The sequence below is a fragment of the Caldimonas sp. KR1-144 genome, assembly GCF_049446155.1.
Taxonomy (GTDB): Bacteria; Pseudomonadota; Gammaproteobacteria; order Burkholderiales; family Burkholderiaceae_C; genus Rivibacter.
Genome location: NZ_JBMSEE010000011.1, coordinates 108,697 through 126,653, shown reverse-complemented (window position 1 = coordinate 126,653; position 17,957 = coordinate 108,697). Strand labels below are relative to the sequence as shown.

Annotated in this window: 16 protein-coding genes; 7 read left to right on the top strand and 9 right to left on the bottom strand. The window is 71.3% G+C overall.

What is annotated here, in order from left to right:
* Entirely contained in the window at window positions 1–1,212 is a 1,212-nt protein-coding gene (locus ACO2TI_RS21665) for an aspartate aminotransferase family protein (protein ID WP_423287339.1), read from the bottom strand.
* Window positions 1,213–1,408: 196 nt separating this feature from the next.
* Here ACO2TI_RS21665 and ACO2TI_RS21660 point away from each other — a divergent pair, with 196 nt between their 5' ends.
* On the top strand, window positions 1,409–1,741 hold the full coding sequence (locus ACO2TI_RS21660; protein WP_423287337.1) for a DUF3579 domain-containing protein: 333 nt from the start codon (window positions 1,409–1,411) through the stop codon (window positions 1,739–1,741).
* A gap of 27 nt (window positions 1,742–1,768) precedes the next feature.
* On the opposite strand, the gene ACO2TI_RS21655 is transcribed toward ACO2TI_RS21660, so the two are convergent.
* The 3 genes from ACO2TI_RS21655 to ACO2TI_RS21645 are packed head-to-tail and all read right to left on the bottom strand — an operon-like array spanning window position 1,769 to window position 3,933.
* Window positions 1,769–2,554: a BPSS1780 family membrane protein gene (locus ACO2TI_RS21655; protein WP_423287335.1), complete on the bottom strand. Its 786-nt coding sequence runs from the start codon at window positions 2,552–2,554 to the stop codon at window positions 1,769–1,771.
* A 1-nt stretch (window position 2,555) separates the two neighbouring features.
* Window positions 2,556–3,539 (bottom strand): homoserine kinase, encoded by a 984-nt coding sequence (locus ACO2TI_RS21650; RefSeq protein WP_423287333.1) that lies wholly within the window; start codon window positions 3,537–3,539, stop codon window positions 2,556–2,558.
* A 34-nt stretch (window positions 3,540–3,573) separates the two neighbouring features.
* Window positions 3,574–3,933, bottom strand: coding sequence for a hypothetical protein (locus ACO2TI_RS21645; RefSeq protein ID WP_423287331.1), 360 nt, complete (start codon window positions 3,931–3,933; stop codon window positions 3,574–3,576).
* A 275-nt stretch (window positions 3,934–4,208) separates the two neighbouring features.
* On the opposite strand from ACO2TI_RS21645, the gene polA reads away from it, so the two are divergent.
* Window positions 4,209–6,992: a DNA polymerase I gene (gene polA, locus ACO2TI_RS21640; protein WP_423287329.1), complete on the top strand. Its 2,784-nt coding sequence runs from the start codon at window positions 4,209–4,211 to the stop codon at window positions 6,990–6,992.
* 131 nt (window positions 6,993–7,123) lie between these two features.
* Here polA and ACO2TI_RS21635 read toward each other — a convergent pair whose 3' ends face one another.
* Window positions 7,124–7,999: an NAD(P)-dependent oxidoreductase gene (locus ACO2TI_RS21635; RefSeq protein ID WP_423287327.1), complete on the bottom strand. Its 876-nt coding sequence runs from the start codon at window positions 7,997–7,999 to the stop codon at window positions 7,124–7,126.
* Window positions 8,000–8,168: 169 nt separating this feature from the next.
* On the opposite strand from ACO2TI_RS21635, the gene ACO2TI_RS21630 reads away from it, so the two are divergent.
* The gene (locus ACO2TI_RS21630) at window positions 8,169–8,516 is read left to right on the top strand and encodes a hypothetical protein (RefSeq protein ID WP_423287325.1); all 348 of its coding nucleotides are present in this window, start codon (window positions 8,169–8,171) and stop codon (window positions 8,514–8,516) included.
* Between the two features lie 13 nt (window positions 8,517–8,529).
* Here ACO2TI_RS21630 and ACO2TI_RS21625 read toward each other — a convergent pair whose 3' ends face one another.
* The 3 genes from ACO2TI_RS21625 to ACO2TI_RS21615 form a co-directional block, all read right to left on the bottom strand.
* Window positions 8,530–8,940, bottom strand: a complete 411-nt coding sequence (locus tag ACO2TI_RS21625; RefSeq protein ID WP_423287323.1) for a PaaI family thioesterase — start codon at window positions 8,938–8,940, stop codon at window positions 8,530–8,532.
* A 146-nt stretch (window positions 8,941–9,086) separates the two neighbouring features.
* Window positions 9,087–10,517 carry a PA domain-containing protein gene (locus tag ACO2TI_RS21620; protein ID WP_423287321.1) on the bottom strand — a complete coding sequence of 477 codons (1,431 nt, stop codon included), beginning with the start codon at window positions 10,515–10,517 and terminating at the stop codon, window positions 9,087–9,089.
* The gene (locus ACO2TI_RS21615; protein ID WP_423287319.1) at window positions 10,507–10,950 is read right to left on the bottom strand and encodes a post-PEP-CTERM-1 domain-containing protein; all 444 of its coding nucleotides are present in this window, start codon (window positions 10,948–10,950) and stop codon (window positions 10,507–10,509) included. Before ACO2TI_RS21615 ends, ACO2TI_RS21620 begins: the two co-directional genes overlap by 11 nt.
* Window positions 10,951–11,218: 268 nt before the next feature.
* On the opposite strand from ACO2TI_RS21615, the gene ACO2TI_RS21610 reads away from it, so the two are divergent.
* The 4 genes from ACO2TI_RS21610 (at window position 11,219) to ACO2TI_RS21595 (ending at window position 16,300) form a co-directional block, all read left to right on the top strand.
* Window positions 11,219–12,133, top strand: coding sequence for a UDP-2,3-diacylglucosamine diphosphatase (locus ACO2TI_RS21610; protein WP_423287500.1), 915 nt, complete (start codon window positions 11,219–11,221; stop codon window positions 12,131–12,133).
* Between the two features lie 328 nt (window positions 12,134–12,461).
* On the top strand, window positions 12,462–13,544 hold the full coding sequence (locus ACO2TI_RS21605; RefSeq protein ID WP_423287317.1) for a porin: 1,083 nt from the start codon (window positions 12,462–12,464) through the stop codon (window positions 13,542–13,544).
* A gap of 164 nt (window positions 13,545–13,708) precedes the next feature.
* A complete protein-coding gene (gene ppk1 / locus ACO2TI_RS21600) occupies window positions 13,709–15,814 on the top strand; it encodes a polyphosphate kinase 1 (protein WP_423287315.1) in 2,106 nt (701 codons plus the stop codon).
* A 24-nt stretch (window positions 15,815–15,838) separates the two neighbouring features.
* A complete protein-coding gene (locus ACO2TI_RS21595; protein WP_423287313.1) occupies window positions 15,839–16,300 on the top strand; it encodes a SixA phosphatase family protein in 462 nt (153 codons plus the stop codon).
* Between the two features lie 32 nt (window positions 16,301–16,332).
* Here the strand turns inward: ACO2TI_RS21595 and ACO2TI_RS21590 are convergent, their stop codons facing one another.
* Window positions 16,333–17,916, bottom strand: a complete 1,584-nt coding sequence (locus tag ACO2TI_RS21590) for an exopolyphosphatase (protein ID WP_423287311.1) — start codon at window positions 17,914–17,916, stop codon at window positions 16,333–16,335.
* Window positions 17,917–17,957 lie beyond the last annotated feature (41 nt).

The window sequence follows — 17,957 nt, the reverse complement described above, 5'->3', positions numbered from 1 at the left end:
TCATGCCGCCTCGGCGAGGAACTCGCGCACCAGCGGCGCCAGCAGCGCGACCACGCGGTCGGCTTCGTCGGCGGTGATGACGAGCGGCGGCACGAGGCGGATCACCTTGTCGGCCGTCACGCTCAGCAGCAGGCCGGCCTTGGCGGCGCGGCCGAGCAGGTCGCCGCAGGGACGGTCGAGCTCGATGCCGATCATCAGGCCCGCGCCGCGGATCTCGGTCACGCCCTTCAGGCTGCCGATCTCGCGCTGCAGCGCGGCCTTGAGGTGCGCGCCGATCGCGGCCGCGTTGGCGAGCAGGCCCTCGGCTTCCATGATGGCCAGCGTCTCGACGCCGGCGCGCATGGCCAGCGGATTGCCGCCGAAGGTGGTGCCGTGGTTGCCGGGGCCGAGCACGTTGACGGCCTTCTCGCCGACCACGACCGCACCGACCGGCACGCCCGAGCCCAGGCCCTTGGCCAGCGGCATCACGTCCGGCTTGATGCCGGCCCACTGGTGCGCGAACCACTTGCCGGTGCGCCCGATGCCGCACTGCACCTCGTCGAGCATCAGCAGCCAGCCGCGCTCGTCGCACAGCGCGCGCAGGCCTTGCAGGTAGTCCCAGCGGGCGGCGTTGATGCCGCCTTCGCCCTGGATCGTCTCGAGGAACACCGCGACCACGTTGGGGTTGCGCGCCGCGACCTCGCGCACCGCGCCCAGGTCGTTGAGCGGCACGCGCACGAAGCCCGGCACCAGCGGCTCGAAGCCCTTTTGCACCTTGGGATTGCCGGTGGCCGACAGCGTGGCGATCGAGCGGCCGTGGAAGGCCTTGTCGTAGACGATGATCTCGGGCGCCTCGATGCCCTTGTCGTGGCCGTACTTGCGCGCGATCTTCAGCGCGGCTTCGTTGGCCTCGAGGCCCGAGTTGCAGAAGAACGCGCCGGCCAGGCCGGAGAGCTCGCACAGCTTGGCGGCCAGCTGCTCCTGCAGCGGCACCTGGTAGTAGTTGGAGCAGTGGATCAGCTTGCCGATCTGCTCGGTCAGCGCCGCCACGAGCTTGGGATGCGCATGGCCCAGCGTGTTGACGGCGATGCCGCCCAGCGCGTCGAGGTACTCGCGGCCCTCGGTGTCCCAGACGCGCAGGCCTCGGCCGTGCGACAGCGCGAACGGCAGTCGGCCGTAGGTGTTGAGCACATGCGGCATCGCGGGAGCGGCGAGGGCATCGGGGGCGTTCATGAGCGTCCTTCGTTCGACGGCAAGGACCGGCGCAGCCGGCCGGGGAAGCAAAAGGCGCAGCGACCCGTGAAAGACGAGCGCTGCGCCCGAAAGATTCTAAGGTCCGGGCGTGGGGCTGCTGCGCTGCAGCACAATACGGGGTTGTTCTGCGCTGGCGAGGTCAAGAGCCTGTGCCGCGCGCTACTCCAGGCCTGCCGTGTCCACTCCAGCCAAACCCCGCGAGATCTTCATCCAGGGCGTCACCCTGGACGGACGCACATTCCGCCCGAGCGACTGGGCCGAGCGGCTGGCCGGCGCGATGTCGTGCTTTCGCCCCGGCGGCGTGGTGTCCGGCAAGAGCGGGGCGATCGGCTACTCGCCCTACTGCGTGCCGACCGTGATCGAAGGCGTGAAGTGCGTGGTCGTCAACGAGGCCCTGCGCGAAGTCGAGCCGATGGCCTGGGACTTCGTCATGAACTTCGCGCGCGACAACCGGCTGCAGGTCCTCGAGGCTTGCTTGCTGCCGGAGGCTCCGAAGAAGGCGGGATGATGTGGCGGCGGCCGTCGGGGCCGCGGCTCAATCTTGCTCGAAGGTGTCCGTGTAGTTCGCGTACAGCGACGCGTAGAACGCCGTCATGAACATCAACGCAGCCGGCTGCATCGCGATCACGAGCGCGTTGCCGCCCAGCCCCAGCAGCGCCAGCACGGTCTGCGCGACCAGGCTGAACAGCAGCAGGATCGAGAACCAGGCCAGGCCCATCAGGGCATAGGCGCGCCAGCCGCGCCAGCAGGCCATGGTGCTGGCGAACAGCGCCTTGGCGATCGGCTGGCGGTCCCAGATCACCAGCGCGGGCGCGTGCCAGAACAACAGCGAGACCAGGCCGAGCAGCACGCTGGCCAGCATCATGCTGGCGAAGGCGCCGCTCACGACGGCGTCGTCCAGCGTCGGCGGCGTGCCGGCCTCGGCGGCATGCGTGATCGATTCGATCAGCCGCTGCATGTTGCCGCCGTCGAACCACTCGACGACCAGCAGGCAGGCCATCACGGCGACGCCGTAGGCCAGGCCCAGGCGCAGCAGCGGCGCGCGCAGCGACGCGTCCTTCCACGGCGCGATCAGGTAGCCCGGATGGACCGGCCGGCCGGCACGCTGCTCGCGCCCGGCGATCAGGAAGGCCAGCGTGGCGGTCGGCATCAGCGCCAGCGACGCGAGCGGCCCGATCCAGGGCAGTTGCGCCAGCATCACGCCGGCGAACAGCACCAGTGCGAGGATCGCCGTGTAGCCCAGTGGCTGCGCGAAGAAGCAGCGAAAGCCTTCGCGCACCCACAGGACGCCGCGCGCGGCGGGGACGTGCTTGAGCCGCATCTCAGGCCGCGGGACTGGCCGGCGGATGCCAGGGCGCGGCGATGCGCTCGCGCAGCACGCGCTCGAAATGCGTGGGGTCGTGCGGCTTGAGCAGCGCGGCATCGCGCGGCAGGTGCAGGTCCCACAGCCGCGACAGCCAGAAACGCAAGGCCGCGGCGCGCAGCAGCCCGGGGAAGAGCCGGTGCTCGTCGCCGGTGAGCGCGCGCACGCGCTCGTAGGCGGCCACGAAGGCCTCGGCGCGCTCCTCGTCGAGGCGGCCGCTCGCGAGGTCGATGCACCAGTCGTTCAGGCACACGGCGATATCGAAGCCGAAGCTGTCGACGCCGGCGAAGTAGAAGTCGAAGAAGCCGGTGAGCCGCTCGCGGCCGCTGCCATCGGGCGCGAACATCACGTTGTCGCGAAACAGGTCGGCGTGGATCGGGCCGCGCGGCAGGCGCGCGTAGGCGACCGACTTCGCGAGCTCGTGCTGGAACGCGAGCTCGCTGTCCAGCAGCGCGCGCTCGGCGTCGCTGACGAAGGGGCGCACCTGCGGCACGGTCTCGTCCCACCACGCCAGGCCGCGCAGGTTGGGCTGGTGGCGCGGGTAGTCGGCGCCGGCCAGATGCATGCGGGCGAGCATCTCGCCGACCTGCTCGCAGTGGTCGATGTCGGGCGCCAGCGCGTGGCCGCCGGCCAGGCGGTCGACCACCGCCGCGGGCTTGCCGGCCAGCGTGTGCAGGATCTCGCCGCTCGCGTCGGCCTGCGGTTCGGGCACCGGGATCGCGCGCTGCGCGAGGTGCTTCATCAGGTGCAGGTAGAACGGCAGCTGCTCGAAGGTCAGCCGCTCGAACACCGTCAGCACGTACTCGCCCTGCGCGCAGCTCGCGAAGTAGTTGGTGTTCTCGATGCCGGAGGCGATGGGCTTGAGGCTGATCAGCCGCCCGAGGCCAAGCCGCGCGACGAGCGCAGCTGCGTCGTCGTGGGCAATTTCGGTGAAGACCGCCATGCGGATGAGGGCGCGCGCCTGCCTTGCGGCGCGCTCAGAACTCGAGGACTTGCCAGCGTGCCTGGCCGGTGGTGCCGCGCGCGTTGGCCGGACCCTCGCTCGGGTCGCGGCCGGCGTCGACCGGAACCACCTCGTATTCGCCCTTGGGGCCGTGCTTGGGCTTGACGGTGATGCGCTTGACGGCCCCGCGCACGCGCAGTTCCTCGACGCGGGCGTTGTCGTCCTCGATCGTCGTGCGGCGCACGTTGGGCTCCTTGGCATCCGGCGTGCCAGGGATCTCCTCGACCACGATCCAGCCCGGCGGGGCGGCCTGGGCGGGCGCGGCGAGGCCGATCAGCACCGCCGCGGCGGCGGGCGCCAACAGCGTGGCAAGGCGCGGGAACGACGAAATCATGGCGGCATTGTAGGTGGGTGGTTCGTTGGGGCCCCCACGCTCACTGCGTTCGCTGCCCCCCGAGGGGGCTGGCCGGCCTTGGGGCGGCCCGGCGGCCGGCCTGGCCCCCACGCTCACTGCGTTCGCTGCCAGCCGAGCGGCTGGCCGGCCATGGGGCGGCCCGGCGGCCGGCCTGGCCCCCACGCTCACTGCGTTCGCTGCCAGCCGAGCGGCTGGCCGGCCTTGGGGCGGCCCGGCGGCCGGCCTGGCTCGCGACCTTTGGCCACAATGCGCGGATGAACGACGCCACGACGACGCATCCGACCACCTTGCTGCTGGTCGACGGCTCCAGCTACCTCTACCGCGCCTACCACGCGCTGCCCGATCTGCGCGGTCCGCAAGGCGAGCCCACCGGTGCGGTGCATGGCATCGTCGCGATGCTCAAGCGCCTGCGCGATCAGTTCCCGGCCGCCCATGCCGCCTGCGTGTTCGACGCCAAGGGCAAGACCTTCCGCGACGACCTCTACGCGGAGTACAAGGCCCAGCGTGCGCCGATGCCCGACGACCTGCGCCTGCAGGTCGAGCCGATCCACGAGGTCGTCAGGCTGCTCGGCTGGCCGGTGCTCGAGGTGCCCGGCATCGAGGCCGACGACGTGATCGGCACGCTGGCGCGCGTGGGCGCCGAGAGCGGCCACTCGGTCGTGATCTCCACCGGCGACAAGGATCTCGCGCAGCTCGTGACGCCCAAGGTGTCGCTGGTCAACACGATGAGCAACGAGCGGCTCGACGAGGCTGGCGTGCTGGCCAAGTTCGGCGTGACGCCGCAGCGCATCGTCGACTACCTGACCCTGGTCGGCGACGCGGTCGACAACGTGCCCGGCGTCGACAAGGTCGGCCCCAAGACGGCCGCGAAGTGGATCGCCGAGCACGGCTCGCTTGATGGCGTGATCGCCGCGGCCGCGTCGGTCAAGGGCGTGGCCGGCGAGAACCTGCGCCGCGCGCTCGAATGGCTGCCGACCGCTCGCGTGCTGGTCACCGTGAAGTGCGACTGCGACCTCGCCGGCCACGTGCCGGGCTGGCCGTCGATCGAGTCGCTCGGCTTCAAGGAGGTCGATCGCGAGGCGCTGCTGGGCTTCTATGCCAAGCACGGCTTCAAGAGCTGGAAGAAGGAACTCGAGGGCGCGCTCGGCATCGCCGCATCCTCCTCGCCGCAGCCTGAGCCGGCCGCGCTCAACGAGGACGAGCCCGACCTGCCACTGCTGCCCGCGGTGACCGATCGCCATTACGAATGCGTGCTCGACGAGCCCGCGCTGGAGCGCTGGATCGCCAAGATCGCCGGCGCCGATCTGGTGGCGCTGGACACCGAGACCGACTCGCTCGACCCGATGCGCGCGCGCATCGTCGGCCTCTCGTTCTCGGTGCAGCCGGGCGAGGCCTGCTACATCCCGCTGGCCCATACCTACCCCGGCGCGCCCGAGCAGCTGCCGCTCGACGCGGTGCTCGCCAGGCTCAAGCCCTGGCTCGAGGACGCCTCGCGCGCCAAGGTCGGCCAGAACCTCAAGTACGACACCCACGTGTTCGCCAACCACGGCATCGCGCTGGCCGGCGTGGCGCACGACACGCTGCTCGAAAGCTACGTGCTCGAGGCGCACAAGCCGCACAGCCTCGAAAGCCTGGCGGATCGCCACCTCGGTCGCCGCGGCCTGTCGTACGAGGACGTGGCCGGCAAGGGCGCGCAGCAGATCCCGTTCTCGCAGGTCGGCGTCGAGCGCGCGACCGAGTACTCGGGCGAGGACAGCGAGATGACGCTGCACGTTCACCAGGCGCTGTGGCCGCGCCTGGAGACCGAGGAGCGCATGCGCTTCGTCTACGAGAAGATCGAGCTGCCCAGCTCGGTGGTGCTGGGCAAGATCGAGCGCCACGGCGTGCTGATCGACGCCGCGGTGCTGGAGCGCCAGAGCCACGAGCTCGCGACGCGCATGGTTGCGCTCGAGCAGGAGGCGCACGCGCTCGCGGGCCAGCCCTTCAACCTCGGCAGCCCCAAGCAGATCGGCGAGATCCTGTTCGGCAAGCTCGGCCTGCCGGTGCGCAAGAAGACGGCCTCCGGCGCGCCCAGCACCGACGAGGAAGTGCTGCAGGAACTCGCCGCCGACTACCCGCTGCCGGCCAAGCTGCTCGAACACCGTTCGCTGTCCAAGCTCAAGGGCACCTACACCGACAAGCTGCCGCTGATGATCAACCCGGCCACCGGCCGCGTGCACACCAACTACGCACAGGCCGTGGCGGTGACGGGCCGGCTGGCGAGCAACGACCCGAACCTGCAGAACATCCCGATCCGCACCGCCGAGGGCCGCCGCGTGCGCGAGGCCTTCGTCGCACCTGCGGGCAGCGTGATCGTGAGCTGCGACTACTCGCAGATCGAGCTGCGCATCATGGCCCACATCTCCGAGGACCCGGGCCTGCTGCGCGCCTTCGCCGAAGGCCTGGACGTGCACCGCGCAACCGCCAGCGAGGTGTTCGGCGTGCCGCTGGACGAGGTCTCGAGCGAGCAGCGCCGCTATGCCAAGGTGATCAACTTCGGCCTGATCTACGGCATGGGCGCGTTCGGCCTGGCAAGCAACCTGGGCATCGAGCAGAAGGCGGCCAAGGACTACATCGAGCGCTACTTCGCGCGCTTCGCGGGCGTGAAGCGCTACATGGACGAAACCAAGTCGCGCGCCGCGCAGCAGGGCTTCGTCGAGACCTATTTCGGCCGGCGCATCTACCTGCCCGAGATCCGCGGCGGCAACGGCCCGCGCCGCACCGCGGCCGAGCGCCAGGCGATCAACGCGCCGATGCAAGGCACCGCGGCCGACCTGATCAAGCTCGCGATGATCGCGGTGCAAGGCGCGCTCGAGCGCGAGGCGCGCGCCACCAAGATGATCATGCAGGTGCACGACGAACTGGTGTTCGAGGTGCCGCAGTCCGAGCTGGAATGGGTGAAGCGCGAGGTGCCGGCGCTGATGGCCGGCGTGGCCGAGCTCAAGGTGCCGCTGATCGCGGAAGTCGGCGTCGGGCCCAACTGGGACAAGGCGCACTGATTGGCCCACCCCCGAAGGGCCTTCGGCCCTTCCCCCTCGAGGGGGCGACGCCAGCGGACCGGCGGAGCCGGATCCGCGGCGTCCGTTGGAAGGTGCGCGGCCTGGCGGCGCGCCGCTGTTGGCTGAGCGGGTTATGCGCCGTCGGTGCGAGCTTCGAGCGCGCGCAGCACGGCCACCATGTCCTCGCGCCCGTGGCCCAGCGCCAGCGTCTCGCCGTACAACGCATGGCACGCGTCGAGCAGGGGCGAGGCGAGTCCGGCCTCGCGCGCGGCCTCGGCGACCAGGCGATTGTTCTTCAGCACGTCGGCGATCGCAGCCTGGACCGCGTAATCGCCGGCGACGAGCTTTTGCAGCTTCACGCGCGAGACGTCGCTGGCCATCGGTCCGGCGTCGAGCACGGCCCGAAAGCGTTGCAGGTCGACGCCGTTGCGATGGGCGAAATGAAAGGCCTCGGCCAGTCCCGTCACCATCGTGATCAGGAACAGGTTGACCGAAAGCTTCATCAGCAGCGCACCGGGCACGGCGCCGCAGACCACGGTCTCGCGGCAGATCGGCGCCAGCAGCGGGCGCACGGCATCGACCGCGTCGGGCTCGCCGGCCAGCATGCCGACCAGCTGGCCCGCCTCGGCCGGCTTGCGCGAACCGGACACCGGCGCCTCGACGTAGCCACCGCCCGCCGTGCGCACATCGGCCTCGAGCGCGCGCGAATAGGCCGGCGCATGCGTGCTCATCACGACCAGCGTGCGATCACGCACGCGTGGGGCGAAGTCGGCCGTGCCGCGCGCGAGCACCGCGTCGAGCGCGGCGTCGTCGGCCAGCATCAGGATCACGGTGCGAGCCTGCTCGAAGACCTGCGCGGCATCGCCTGCGACGCGTGCGCCGGCGTCGCGCAGCGGTTCGCAGGCGGCGGCGCGCCGGCTCCAGACGAGCAGCGGCGTGCCGGCGCGCACGAGATTGAGCGCCATCGGCTCGCCCATCACGCCCAGACCAATGAAGCCGATCTCCATGACCTTTGCCCCTCCCAGGCCGAAATGCGGCGAAGGCTAGCGCGTGGCGGTACGACGAACGCGTCGGGGCGCCAAAGACCCTGCCGGCGACGGATCCGGCGACGAACCTTACGAACGTTCGCCCTTTTCTGCCTCCGACGGCCGGCGACGTCCGTTCCAATGGCGCACCATGCCTCGCCGTCCCGCTCCCCGTTCGACTGCCGCCGCGCTCGGCCTGCGGCTCGTCTCGCGTCTCTCCTCCCATTTGCACGTGCAGGCCGTGCTGTCCGGCGCCTTGCTGGGCGCACTGGCGTTCGCGATGGCGGCGCGCCCCGGGCATGCCGCGATGCAGCTCGCGATGGCGATCGTGATGCTGCTGGCCGGCGGCGGTGCCTTCGTCTGCCATGCGTTGCACCGCTGGGCCCAGGGCCGCAGCCTGGCCGGCGTGTTGCGCCGCCGTGCGATGGCCCAGGCGCGCACCTGGATCTGCCTGTTCGGCCTGGCCGCGGCTGGCGCGATCGCGCTGCTGGGCGCCTGAAGCGCCCGCCGGCTCAGGCCTTCGCCTCGACCGGCACCAGGATCGCGTCGCCGGTGGCGACGAGCCGCAGCGTGTCGTCGTCGGCCCGCGCATGCAACTCGGCGCGCGCGAACACCTGCTTGCGTCCGGCCTTGATCACCCGGCCGCGCGCGATGAAGCGCGTGCCGACCGCCGGCGTCAGGCAGTTGACCGAGAAGTGCGAGGCCAGCACCTGGCCCGCCACGGTCGCGGCGGCGAAGCCGCAGGCGGTGTCGAGCATCGCGCCGATCAGGCCGGCATGCAGGAATCCCGCGTACTGGCCCATGTCGTCCGCGCGCCAGTCCATGCACAGCTCGGCCTCGCCCGCGGCGGCCTGCGTGACCTCGAAGCCGGCCCAGCGGTTGAACGCCGCGGTGGCGTTGATGGCGCGGATCGCGTCGAGCATGTCAGGCCTCCTGCGGTGACGTCGAACGACGGGCCATCGTAGGCAGGCGCCTGCCCCGCACCCGTCGCCGCGGTGACAGGCCTCGTGTGGGATGAAAGAAAAAAGGCCCGGCATGGCCGGGCCTCGGCGGCGTTGCGATGAGCGGCTTACCAGCCGATGTCTTCGAGCAGCTCGAGCGTCAGGTCCTTGGGCGAGGACACCGCGATCGCCTGGCCCGCTTCGGCGTAGGGCTCCATCAGCAGGTTGGGGCGCGCGAGCGTGTCCCAGTGCGAGATCGACGAGCCCGGCTGGTAGGGATTGGGCGTGAACAGGAAGACGCGCCCGTTGACGTCGGTGCCGGCGAGCTTCTGCGCATTGAAGTAGAGCGACGCACTGACGCTGCGCGTCGCCGCCGGGCCGCTGGTCAGCGTCTTGCGGATCGCCGCGCCGTCGGCCTTGGTGATGCGCCCGGACGGGATCGTCACCAGCGGGTCGGCGCCGCCCAGCTCCGGCGGCGGTGTGCCGTCGGCGTTGTCGGCCACCAGCACAGCGATCGCACCCGCCGCCTGCGCATTGCGCACCTTGACCGTGAACGCGCAGGTGCCGCGGTCGACCAGTGCGATGCGCCCGTTCACGCGCGCCGCGTTGGCCGCGTCGAGCGGCGCGCAGGCCAGGCCGCTGCCATCCTTCTGGTCGATCACCGGCGCGACCGGCCCGGCCGCCGGCTGCGCCTCGAAGCTCGGGCCGAACTGCGCCGGCCCGACCATCAGCGTGCCGTTGAAGCCGGCGCCGGTGACGAAGAGCTCGGGCACGCCCATCGACAACACCTTCGACGACTTGGCGGTGACGGTGAGACCGTTCCACACCAGGTTGCGCGGCACCAGGGCCGATTGTCGGCGCTCGTTGTCGCTCATCGCCGCCCAGGTCTTGCGCTGCAGCGGGTCGTACATGTGGAACTCCCAGATCGCGCGCGTGCGCTCGATCCGCTGGCCCGTCTGTCCGCTGGTCAGCGCCTGGAAGCCCAGCCCGTGGCCGAACTCGTGCAGCACCGTCGTGTAGAGGTCGATCAGCTCCGCCGGCGCGTTGCCGTCCAGGCCGAGGTAGAAGCCCGAGCCGGCCAGGCAGTCGGACTGGCCGAGATCCGCGTTGAAGAACGCGATGATGTCGGCCTCGCTGCCGTCGGGCTGCGGCTCGCTGAGCTGGTCGGCCCGGGCCAGCTTGTTCGCCAGCGCCGAGGGGTACCAGGTGTCGGCCATCGGCGCGTTGGCGAAGTTCTTCCAGATCGTCATCGTGCCGGCCGCGCCCAGCGTGGCGCTGGTGGCGTCGCACGACAGCGGGTCGAAGGTCGCGAGGATCGTGATCGGCACGTCGGAGTTCAGCTTCGACCCCCACAGCTCGGCCGCCGCGGTGAACACGGCGAGCCGCTGCGCGCCGACCGTGGCGGCGTTGTTGCCGCCCACCGGCGCGGCCGGCGTCGGGTCGTTGAAGCCGACGCCGGGCGCGTTGCCGTTGATGATGGAGACGGTCGCGGCGCCGGCCAGCAGCGGCGCGGCGAGAACGGCGCCGAGCAGCGATCGCAAGAGGCGTTTACTGCGCATGGTCGCCTCCTTGCGCGTGGGCATGGGTGGAGGCGCCGGCCATCGCGGCGGCGGCCGCGCTCTCGCCGGTGACGCAGTCGACCGCGATCTTGCCGTCGGCGTCGCGGCGCGCGACCGCGAAGCTCAGGTGGCTGGCGTCGAGCTTGAAGCCCGAGGCGCCGCGCGCGCCGGCCAGCGCGCGCGTGCCGCTGAAGCGCTGCAGCGCCTGCGCGCGGCGCGCCTCGGCGGCGGCGCTGGGCGCCTGGATGCGCTCGCCGTGCTCGGGCGCGCGCAGGCGGCCGGTCTCGGGGTCGCGCACCGCCTTGCGGGCTTCGGTCGAAGCAGGGGCGGTGTCGGCGGCTTCGGCTGCGGGGTCGTGCGCCAGGGCGGCACCGGCGGCGCACAGCGCCACGCCGGCGAGCCACCTGCGCGGGCAGGATCGCTTCGTCTTCATCTGGGTCCTTCCTCGGCAGACAAAACGTCGGCGCCGGCGGCTCGTGGCCGCGCGGGCCGGGTGGGGTGTCCTCGTCGACCTGGCGGCCGGTACGGCCGGGGTCGACGAGGCCCGCCGAGTCTAGGAAGCCGGGCCGGGCGCTGTCAGCCGCCGCCGACCCCCAAGGACACGGGAGGTAGTCGCCCGCTTGTCGCGGCTTCATCGTCGCGTCATGTGGGCGACCCGCGGCTGTCACGCTCGGCTGCGAGCATGTGGGTCCATGCGAAAGATGGCGATCGACTGGCGGGCATGGACCCAGGCGCAGGGGCTGCGGCGCGAGGCGCTGGCCCCGCCAGTGGGGGCGCTCCCACCGCGGCCCGCGGAGCCGGTCGCCGACGAGCCGGCGCCGGCCGCGCGGCTTTCGGTGCGCGCGGCGTGGATCTCCGACGTGCACCTGGGCACGCCCGGTTGCCAGGCGACCGCGCTGCTGGACTTCCTGAAGCACCTCGAGTGCGACACGCTGTACCTGGTCGGCGACATCGTCGACGGCTGGCAGCTCAAGCGCAGCTGGTACTGGCCGCAGGCCCACAACGATGTCGTGCAGAAGCTGCTGCGCAAGGCGCGCAAGGGCACGCGCGTGGTCTTCGTGCCGGGCAACCACGACGAATTCGCGCGCAAGTACCTCGACCACGAGTTCGGCGGCATCGAGGTGCTGGAAGACGCGATGCACCAGACCGCCGACGGCCGTCGCCTGTGGATCACCCACGGCGACTACTTCGACGGCGTGATCCAGTGCGCCAAGTGGCTGGCCTACGTCGGCGACTCGGCCTACGAGTTCACGCTCAAGCTCAACCGCTGGTTCAACTCGCTGCGCGCGCGCCTGGGGCTGCCGTACTGGAGCCTGAGCAAGTACCTCAAGCTCAAGGTCAAGCGCGCGGTGAACTTCATCGGCGACTTCGAGCGCGCGGTCGCGCGCGAGGCGCAGCGCCGCGGCGCCGACGGCGTGGTCTGCGGCCACATCCACCACGCCGAGCTGCGCATGATCGACGGCGTGCTCTACGCCAACGACGGCGACTGGGTCGAAAGCCTCACCGCCCTGGTCGAGCATGCCGACGGCCGGCTGGAGATCGTCGACTGGTCCTCGCGCATGGCCGCCGCGGCCGCGGTGTTGCGACAACCCAACGCAGCCCGCGTGCCCGCCTGAGGCGCCCGCGCGCGGCGTCGCTGTCGCTCGCGTGACACCCGGGCCGGCCACTGTGTGGCCGAGCTGCGCCAGTGTGTGACAGCCAACCCCGCCATTGCCCTCGATCACCGGTGCGTTTTTTTGCGTCGTGGGAGCGGGTTCGCCCGGCGTACGCGGCACAGCGTGTGGCGGCGCGGCGCAAACCGGTGCCGCAGCGCGCCATTCGGCCGCCTCGGCTTGACACAGCGTGGCTGCCGGGCGCCAAGTGGCATAGCGATTGCACAAGGCAGCGCGCGGCGAAAGCCGCAAGACGGCGTTTCGCCGGCCCACATTCCAACGAGGAGACACGATGAGCAAGAGAAGCAGCCAGGTGACCGTCTCGCGGTCGCTGATCCTCGGCGCCGCCCTCGCGGCATGCGCCGGCGCCGCCAGCGCCCAAAGCAACGTCACGCTCTACGGCCGCCTCGATGCGGCAGTGCAGTACAGCAGCAAGCTCGCCACCGTCGACGACAGCCGCGTCGAGCTCGCCAATGGCGGCATCCGCCCGAGCATCTGGGGCCTGCGCGGCACCGAGGATCTCGGCGGCGGTCTGAGCGCCTTCTTCAACCTCGAAGCCCACTTCGCGACCGACACCGGCGCGGCCACCGGCCCGGGCGCCGGCCAGCTGGGCTCCGGCGGCTTCCGTCGCCAGGCCAACGTCGGCCTCAAGGGCGGCTGGGGCTCGGTGACGCTGGGGCGGCAGTACAGCCCGGCGATCCTCGCCAACCTCGGCACCGAGCCGCGCGCCTTCAAGGAAAACCTCTCCGGCCTGTATCCCTACGCCTTCAACCAGTTCCCGGCCGGCAACACCGTCAACGACCTGGGCATTTTCCTGGGCAACGCGGTGACCTACAGCAACAACTTCGGCCCGGTCTACCTCGGCGTCGGCGTCGCGGCCGGCGAGGGCGTGGGTCGCTCCGAGGTGATCGGCGCCAACTACACGACCAACGTGTTCACGGTCTCGGGCTCGTACCAGAAGATCGACGGCCCCGCCGACAACAGCGGCACCAAGCACTGGATGGTGGGCGCGGCGCTGCCGCTGGGGCCGTTCACGATCAAGGCCAGCTACCAGGGCGCGAAGGAAGAGGTGCTGGGCACCGAGATCAGCAAGGTCAAGTTCTGGGGCATCGGCGCCGACTGGGCCTGGATGCCCAACCACACGCTGAACGTCACCTACTACGACGGCAAGGACGACGACAACAGCGGCGACAAGACCAAGACCTTCGTGATCAGCAACGACTACGCGATCTCCAAGCGCACGACGATCTACCTGCAGTACGCGATCGCCGATGCCGACGTCGGTTCGACGGCGCGCACCAGCGTGATCGCCAACGGCAACTTCCCCGACGAGAAGACCTCGGTGATCGCCCTGGGCGTCAGCCACAACTTCTGAATCGATTACCTCCGATCCGCCGGGAACGCACGGCGCCGCACCTGGGCGGCGCCGCAGCACCCGTGCGTCGCCGTGGGTCCGCGGCCGTGCAAACGGTTGCGGACCCTTTTTTCATGAGGGCCGGGTGTCACCGAACGGACTTCGAAAATTCCTAGACTTGGGGGATGAGCGCCGTTACGCCTGATGTTCCATCGCCCGTTCGCAATCCCATCGTTCCCCTGCTCAACCGCGAGCAGGCCATGCTGGAGTTCAACCGGCGCGTGCTGGCCCAGGCCCAGCGCGAGGACGTGCCGCTGCTCGAGCGCCTGCGCTACATCTGCATCGTCTCGTCCAACATGGACGAGTTCTTTGAGGTGCGCTTCGCCGACGTGCTCGAGGCCGCCCAGCAGCCCGAGGGCGGCCCGACGCGCCGCGCGCTGGCCGACGTCGCGGCGGCCGCGCACCGCCTGATCGACGACCAGTACGCCGCCTTCAATGACTCGGTGATGCCCGCGCTCAAGCAGCGCGGCGTCGTCGTGCTCAACCATGCAGAGCGCGACGAGGCGCAGCGCCGCTGGGTCGACCAGTTCTTCCAGCGCCAGGTGCGTCCGCTGCTGGTGCCGGTGGGGCTGGACCCGGCGCACCCGTTCCCGCAGGTGGCAAACAAGTCGCTGAACTTCATCGTCGAGCTCGGCGGCACCGACGCCTTCGGGCGCGAGAACCGCATCGCGATCGTCAAGGTGCCGCGCGTGCTGCCGCGCGTGATCCGCCTGCCGGCCTCGCTGTCGCACGGCCAGCAGGCCTTCGTGCTGCTGTCGTCGGTGATCCGCGCGCATCTCGAGGAGCTGTTCTCGGGGCGCACCGTCGAGGCCTTCTCGCAGTTTCGCGTCACGCGCGATTCGGACCTCGACGTCGACGACGAGGACATCGCCAACCTGCGCACCGCGCTGCGCTCGGGCCTGGCGACGCGCCACTTCGGCCAGGCGATCCGGCTCGAGGTGGTCAACACCTGCCCCGAGTCGCTCAGCAACTTCCTGCTGTCGCAGTTCGCGCTGCCGGAAGCGGCGCTCTACAAGGTCAACGGGCCGGTGAACCTGGTGCGGCTCAACGAGCTGATCGACCAGGCAGACGACGACGTGAGCGGCGGCCTGCCTTCGCTGCGCTTCGCGCCGCACGAGCCGTCGTGGCCGGCGACGCTGCCGCGCCAGGGCTCGATCTTCGAGCGACTGCGCGAAGGCGACGTGATGCTGCACCATCCGTTCGAGAGCTTCGAGCCGGTGGTGCAGCTGCTGCGCGAGGCGGTGAGCGACCCGGACGTGCTGGCGATCAAGCAGACCATCTACCGCACCGGCAGCCAGAGCGCTCTGATGGACCTGCTGCTCGAGGCGGCGCGCCGCGGCAAGGAAGTGATGGCGGTCGTCGAGCTCAAGGCGCGCTTCGACGAGGAGGCCAACATCAACTGGGCCGAGCGGCTCGAGGCGGTGGGTGCGCAGGTGGTCTACGGCATCGTCGGCCTCAAGACCCACGCCAAGCTGCTGCTGATCACGCGTCGCGAGCGCGCCGGCAACGGCCAGCCGGTGCTGCGCCGCTATGCGCACCTGTCGACCGGCAACTACAACGCCAAGACCGCGCGCCTGTACACCGACGTCGGCTGGCTGACCGCCGACCCCGAGCTGACCGGCGACGCCGACGGCGTGTTCCAGCAGCTCGCCAGCCTCACGCGCGGGCGGGCGCCGCGCCAGCTGCTGCTCGCGCCGTCGACGCTGCAGCGCCAGCTGATCAAGCTGATCGGGCGCGTCGCGCAGGCCGCGCGCGAGGGCGCGAACGCACGCATCGTCGCGAAGTTCAATTCGCTCACCGACGAGACGCTGGCCGAGGCGCTGGCCGAGGCCGCGCAGGCCGGCGCGAAGATCGACCTGATCGTGCGCGGCGCCTGCATGCTCGCGCCCGGCGTGCCCGGCGCGACCGACAACGTGCGCGTGCGTTCGATCGTCGGGCGCTTTCTCGAGCACACGCGGGTGCTGTACTTCCGCTGGGGCGACGGCGAGGACGACGAGGCGCTGTACCTCAGCAGTGCCGACTGGATGAGCCGCAACATGCTGCGGCGCATCGAGCTCGCCTGGCCGGTGCGCGACGCGGCGCTGCGCCAGCGCGTGATCGACGAATGCCTGCAGCCCTACCTGCACGACGGCCGCGACGCCTGGCGGCAGCAGCCTGATGGCCGCTACGAGCGCGTCGGCACCGACGGCCCCAGCGCGCAGCAGGCGCTGCTCGCGCTCAAGAGCAGCTGACAGGGTGCAGCCGGGCCGGCGGACATGGACCTGATCCTCTGGCGCCACGCCGAAGCCCATCTGCTGCGCGAGGGCCAGGACGACCTGCAGCGCGCGCTCACGCCCAAGGGCGAGCGCCAGGCGCAGCGCATGGCCGAGTGGCTCAACCGCCGCCTGGCCGAGAGCACACGCGTGCTGGCCAGCCCGGCGCTGCGCTGCCAGCAGACCGCCAAGGCGCTGGGTCGCAGCTTCAAGACCTTGTCGCCGCTGGCGCCCGACGGCAGCGTCGACGGCGTGCTGACCGCGGCGCGCTGGCCAGGCTGTCCCGAGCCGGTGCTGGTGATCGGCCACCAGCCGACGCTGGGCATGGTGGCGGCGCGGCTGCTCGCGGGGCACGACCACCCGTGGGCGATCAAGAAGGGCGCGGTGTGGTGGCTGCGCCAGCGCGAGCGCGAGGGCGATGCGCAGGTCGTGCTGCTGGCGGTGCAGGGCGTCGAGATGTTGTGAGGCGGCTGTGGGCCGCGCTGCGCTGCCGCGGCCTACACCGTCTCGATGCGCAATCCCATCCGACCGGACTGCGCCCACGAAGCGACCTCCTCGCCCAGCAGGTACATCGTGCGCGGATGCCCCGTGGCCCAGTCGCTGTCGATCGCCAGGCGCGCGCCCTTGCCCGTGAGCTCGAGCCGCAAGACGCCACTGCCGCCTTCGTCGCGGCGCGCGTGGCACAGCAGCGCCGCCAGGCGCAGCGCGAGCACCTGCGCGGCCACGGTTTCGTCACCCAGGTGCGCCAGCTTGGCCAGGCTGCCGCGATGGCCGAGCACGAGCTCGGCGACGCGGCGCTGCTGGCTTTGCGAGAAGCCCGGCGCATCGACATGCGCCAGCAGGTACGCGCTGTGGCGGTGGTGGTCGTGGTGCGAGACCGACATGCCGATCTCGTGCAGCGACGCGGCCCAGCCCAGCTCGCGCCGGCGCTCGTCCTCGAACTCGATCAGCAGGCCTTGCTCGGGCACGAGGCGTTCGTACAGCTCGAGCGCGAGCACGCGCACCCGGTCGGCCTGAGCGAGATCCACGCCGAAGCGGCGCTGCAGTTCGGTGACCGAGAGCTCGCGCACGTCGAGCACGGCGGCGTGCTCGGGATCGCCGGCGGCGCCGAGGCGGTCGCTCAGGTCGAACAGCACGCCCTGGCGCAGCGCGCCGCGGGCGGGCTGCAGCGCGTCGATGCCGAACTGCATCGCCAGCGTGTAGAGGATGGACAGCCCGCCGCCCAGCACCGCGCGGCGCTCCGGCTTGAGTCCGGGCAGGTCGAGCTTGTCCTGGTGGCCGGCGGCGAGGCAGGCACCGATGCACCAGCGCAGGCCCTGCGGCGTGATGGCGCCGTCGGTGACGCCGTTGGCGGCGAGCAGCTGCGAGACCGCGCCGGCCGTGCCTGAGGAGCCCAGGGCCTCGACCCAGCCGCCGGGCGCGAAGGGCTGCAGCGCCTCCTCGAGCTCGGCGCCGGCGGCGATCTGCGCGGCGCGAAAGCCCTCGGCGGTGTAGCGGCCGTCGCCGAAGTAGCGCATCGACAGGCTCACGCTGCCGACCTGGAAGCTCTCGGCGATGCGCGGCACGCGGCCGCGCCCGAGGATCATCTCGGTGGAGCGCCCGCCGATGTCGATCACCAGCCGCGGACGGTCGCTGGGCTGCAGGCGCGCAACGCCGGCGAAGATCAGGCGCGCTTCCTCGCGGCCCGAGATCACCTCGATCGGATGACCCAGCACGCCGCGGGCGCGAGCCAGGAAGGCGTCGCGGTTGCGGGCCTCGCGCAGGGTCTGCGTCGCGACCGCGCGCATCTGCACGCCCGGCACGCTGCGCAGGCGCTGCGCGAAGCGCGCCAGGCAGGCCAGGCCGCGCTGCTGCGCAGGTTCGGTGAGCCGGCCCTCGTAATCGAGGCCGCCGCCCAGGCGCACGGTCTCCTTGAGGTAGTCGATGCGGCGGTAGCGGCCGCGGTGGATGTGGCCGATCTCGAGCCGGAAGCTGTTGGAGCCGATGTCGATCGCGGCCAGCGGTCCGTTGGCGGCGGCGGCCGGGGCGGCGGTGGGCGCCTCGGTGGCGGCGTCGGCAAGGTCGTGTCGCGATGACTGCATGGCCGGGATTGTCCGCGAAGCCCGTGACGCAAAGCCCCGTG